Genomic DNA, 4442 nt, shown 5'->3' on the forward strand with positions numbered 1-4442 from the left:
AGACACGGCACCAGAGCGTCGTGGAGCTGTGGGCCGAAACCGGACTGGCCACCGGGGCCCACGACATCGTGGACGACCTGGTCGACCACACCCACACCTACCCGGCCAACGAGCGCCTGACCGAACTGCTCATGCTCTGCCTGCACGCCCGTGGACGGTCGACGGAGGCGGTCGAGGCGTACCACCGGCTGCGCGAACACCTCGGAGGTCAGGGAAGGAACCCGAGCCCCGCCACCGAACAGACGTTTCGACAGGTGCTGGGCGCCAAACCCGCCGGGACGCGCCAACCCGACCTCGAACCCACCGCTCCCCTACCCCGCCGCCAGCACAACACGCTGCCCCGCGACCTGCCGGACTTCACCGGTCGTACCCGGGAGGTTGGGGAACTGGTCTCCGCCGTGCTCGGCCATCCGCCAGGCGCGACGGGCATCCACGTCATCCACGGGCTGACCGGGATCGGTAAGTCCGCGCTGGCCGTGCGCGCGGCCGTCCTGCTCGGCGAGCACTTCCCCGACGGCCGGCTCCACGTCGAGCTGCACGGTCGCGGGGAGCCGCACCCGCGCAAGACACCGGTGGAGGCGCTACGTGAGCTGCTCTCGACGCTCGGCGTCAACGAAGCGCAGCAACCCACGTCAGAGGCGGAGCTGACGGCACTGTGGCGGGACCACACCGCTGAGGCACGGATCCTGATCGTCCTCGACGACGCGGCCGACATCGCGCAGGTGCGGCCGCTCATCCCCGGTGGACCGGGCTGCGCCGTGCTGATCACCAGCCGCTGGGCGCTGTCGGAGCTGGACGGAGCGCGCCGACGGCGTCTGTCGTGGCTCTCCGACGAGGAGAGCACCGGCCTGCTGCTCAGCGTGCTGGAACGGCAGAAACCCTCGGAGGCGATCGTCGGGATCGCGCGGTTCTGTGGCGGTCACCCGCTGGGGATCCGGCTGGCGGGTGGAAGGCTCCGGGCGCGCACCGCCTGGACCCCGGAGGACCTGCTCGCCCGGCTCGGGGACGTGTGCGAGGGACTGGACCACATCCGGTCGGGTGACCGTTCGCTGGAGTCAGTGTTCGAGGTGAGTACCCGCGACCTGGAACCGGCCCTGCGGCAGGCCCTCCTCCGCCTCGCACTGCATCCGGGCGACCGGTTCGACGTGTACGCGGCGGCCGCTCTTGTGGGGGTGTCCGCCACGCGGGCGGAGACGCTCCTGGAACGCCTCCTGGAGGCGTCCCTCATCGAGGAGCCCAGGGTCGGCCGGTTCGGGATGCACCGCTTGGTGTCCGCCTTCGCCCGACGTGTCCCGGACCTGTCGGTGACCGAACGGCACAGCGCACTCCAGCGGCTGTTCACGTACTACCTCCACTCCTGTGACCGGGCGGACCGCCGGTACGCCCCCGACCGCTACCGGCGCCCCCTGCCGGACACACCCTGCGACCTGCCGCCGTTGCGGTCCCTCTGGGAGGCCTACCAGTGGTGGGACAGTGAGCGGCAGTGCGTTCTCGACATCCTGGCCTGGGGACGGACGCACGGAGGGTTCGAGGCGGCCGAGGCCGACATCGCGCACGCCTGCGCCGCGCTGTTGGACGCCTCCGTCGGGTGGGAGGACGCGGCCGCCGCCCACGAGCGGGCCGTGCTCATCCGGGGCCCCCGAGACCCGCATGGCACTGCGCACGCCCTGTATGACCTGGGCCAGGCGCAGTGGCGACTGGGACGGACGGAGGAGGCCCACGCGTCGGTGACCGAGGCGCATCGGCTGTGGACTCTGGTCGGAGACTCCCTGGGCAGCTCGATCACGCTCAACGAACTGGGAACCATCCTCTATCTGGAGGGGCGGTACGCCGAGTCCGAGCGACTGCACCAGCAAGCGCTGGAGATGGCCGGGGCGGCCGACAACCGTGCGGGCATGGCCGACGCCCTGAACGGCCTCGGCAACTGCGCCCGTGAGATGGGATGCCAGCACACCGCTGTCGTCCATCTGCTGGAAGCGTTGGAGTACTACGGACAGATCGGCAACCTACGGGGCATGGCACGGAGCAAGGGCGATCTCGCGGGTCCCTACCGATACCTCGGGCACATCACGGAGGCGGTCCGGCTCATCGAGGAGGCGAGTGCCTACTTCGAGGTGTCCGGGGAGCGTCGCCTCGTCGGTGGCGCGACACTCAACCTCGGGGAGATCTGTCGGGCGCGGAACGACGTGGAGGGAGCGCTGGAGCACTCACGAACCGCGCTGGAGGCTTTCCGACAGGTGGGAGAACGGGACGGGGAGACTATGGCGCTGGTCAACATCGGGCACGCTCTGACACGCCTAGGGCGATCGGCGGACGCTCTGTTCTACCTGGAACAAGCGCTGGAGTGCGCGACACGCACCCGCTCCACCCAGCTACACGAGGTCCTGCTCGAACTCGGGCACGCCCACCTCACGTCGGGGGCCGTGGAGTTGGCGGAACGGATGTACGAAAGATCCCTGGCCGAGGCACGTGTGACGGGAACCCTGCGAGGCCAGGCTCAGGCGCTGCTCTCCTCCGACCTGCTCCCGAACCGTACGGGCGGACACGACGGCCCCAATCCGGTGCTCGGGCTTCTCGACCCCTACGAAATAGCCGAGATCCGCTCTGAACTGGCGGTTATGAGCAGTTTCGTCGATCGCTGACGTACCCGAACAAATACCCCTAGGATGCTGCTCGGTCGGAGCCCACAGAGGCTCCGGCCGTTCCTTGTGCGCAAGGACCTCCAGGCCGTCTGCCCCTGGCCGCCACCCGAACCGTTCGACAGAAAGATCGACAATGACGCCGGTCCCGTTCGCCACCGCACTCGTCACCGTCTCGGCCGAAGGATGGTTTCGCTTCCTGGAGTTCGGTCTGAGTGCGGCACCGGCGGTGGTCGACGCACTCACGGGACTTCCCGTGTGAGGCACGCCCCGCTCCTCGTCGGAGCTCCGACAGCCCGGTCGGCCGGGCAGCGCTCATGGTGGACGCCGCCCGGCCGGCGAGGACGAACCGCCCCAACCGATGGTGTCGAGGCGGGTACGGATCACCGCAGCGAGTTCACCCAGGTCGTCCGGCGGCCGGCTCGTCAGCGCGGCCAGGAGGTCGCCCTCGGGATACCGGGGTGGGGGCACGAACACACGCCTGACACGTAGGGGCGGATGGGTGTGCCGCCGATCTCGTCGGGGTCGCCCGTGTCCGGGCCCCGCCCTCACCTGTACCGGGGCCGAGTGGGACGCCTTCGAGCTCGGGGTCGACGCCGGGGAGCTCCGCGGCGGCGGCCCGCGCGGCGCGCCCGTCGGCTGGCACCGCCCCGGAGGGCCCCTTCTGGAGGGCCGGGGCGCAGGCGATCCGTCATGCGGTTCGCAGGCCGGTGTCAGGTCCCCTGCAGGCGGTTCGTCACGTCCCGCGGGCGACGCTCGTGTTCCGACCTCTTCGGAGAGGAGCACGGATGACCGACATCCGATGGCGGACCGGGCCGTTCGGGCCCGGCGCCCGTTCCCAGGCCACCCTGCGCACCGAACGAACCGTCCTGGCGGTCGCCCACCACCTGACCGCGGCCACCCGTCTGGCCGACGTCCTTCCCCTCGTCGAACCCGACCCGCGCGTGCAGGTGGTCTTCACCGTCCCCCCGACCTCCCCGCTCGCCGGTGGCGCGGCCCGGTACGTGCGCGGGCTCGACGCCGTCGTGCTCGACTGGGAGCAGGCGACCGCCCACGAGTTCGATCTGGCGATCGCGGCGAGCCTGGGCGGGCTCGAACAGCTGCACGCGCCCGTGCTGACCCTCGAGCACGGGGCCGGTCCCGGCAAGATCCGCCCCCGGCGGCGGGGCCACGGGGCCACTGCCACGCGCGACCTGTCGCGGACCGAGGCGGGCCTGGTCACGCGCGGCCGGGTCATCCCCGCCATGATCGGCGTCCCGCACGAGCGGGTACGTGAGGTCCTGGCGCGCGTCGCTCCCGCCGCCGCACCGGCCGCGCACGTGGTCGGTGACCCCTCCTTCGACCGGATCCTCGCCGGTCTGTCCCGGCGTGACGCCTACCGGCGGGCGTTGGGCGTCGGCGACGGGCAGACCCTGGTGCTGCTGTCCTCCACCTGGCGGCCCCACTCGCTGCTCGGACGCCACCACGACCTCCCGGCCCGGCTCAGCGCCGAACTCGCCCCACACGACGCCCGTGTCGTGGCCGCCCCGCACCCCGGGATCTGGGAGTGGCACGGACGCCGCCAGGTACGGGCGTGGCTGAGCGGCGCCGAACGCCACGGCGCCCTGCTGCTGCCCCCGGAGAACGGCTGGCAGGCGGCTGTGGTCGCCGCCGACCTGGTCATCGGCGACCACGGCTCGGTGAGTTACTACGCCGCGGCGGCGGGACGCCCCGTCCTGCTCGCGGCCTTCCCGAGCGAGGACGTGGTCCCCGCCTCGCACAGCGACCTGCTCGGCCGGTCGGTGCCGAGGCTGGACACCGACC

At 71.6% G+C, this 4442-nt stretch carries 2 protein-coding genes; both read left to right on the forward strand.

Annotated features, from left to right (window positions below):
- Positions 1–2642: ATP-binding protein (locus D471_RS0105290; RefSeq protein WP_017597666.1), on the forward strand; the 2642-nt coding region annotated here is incomplete at its 5' end.
- Positions 2643–3427: 785 nt separating this feature from the next.
- Positions 3428–4442 (forward strand): hypothetical protein (locus D471_RS33105; RefSeq protein WP_017597668.1); only part of this gene is annotated, 1015 nt, incomplete at its 3' end.

Origin of the sequence: Nocardiopsis lucentensis DSM 44048 (assembly GCF_000341125.1) — a bacterium.
In the GTDB taxonomy this organism is placed as follows: domain Bacteria; phylum Actinomycetota; class Actinomycetes; order Streptosporangiales; family Streptosporangiaceae; genus Nocardiopsis; species Nocardiopsis lucentensis.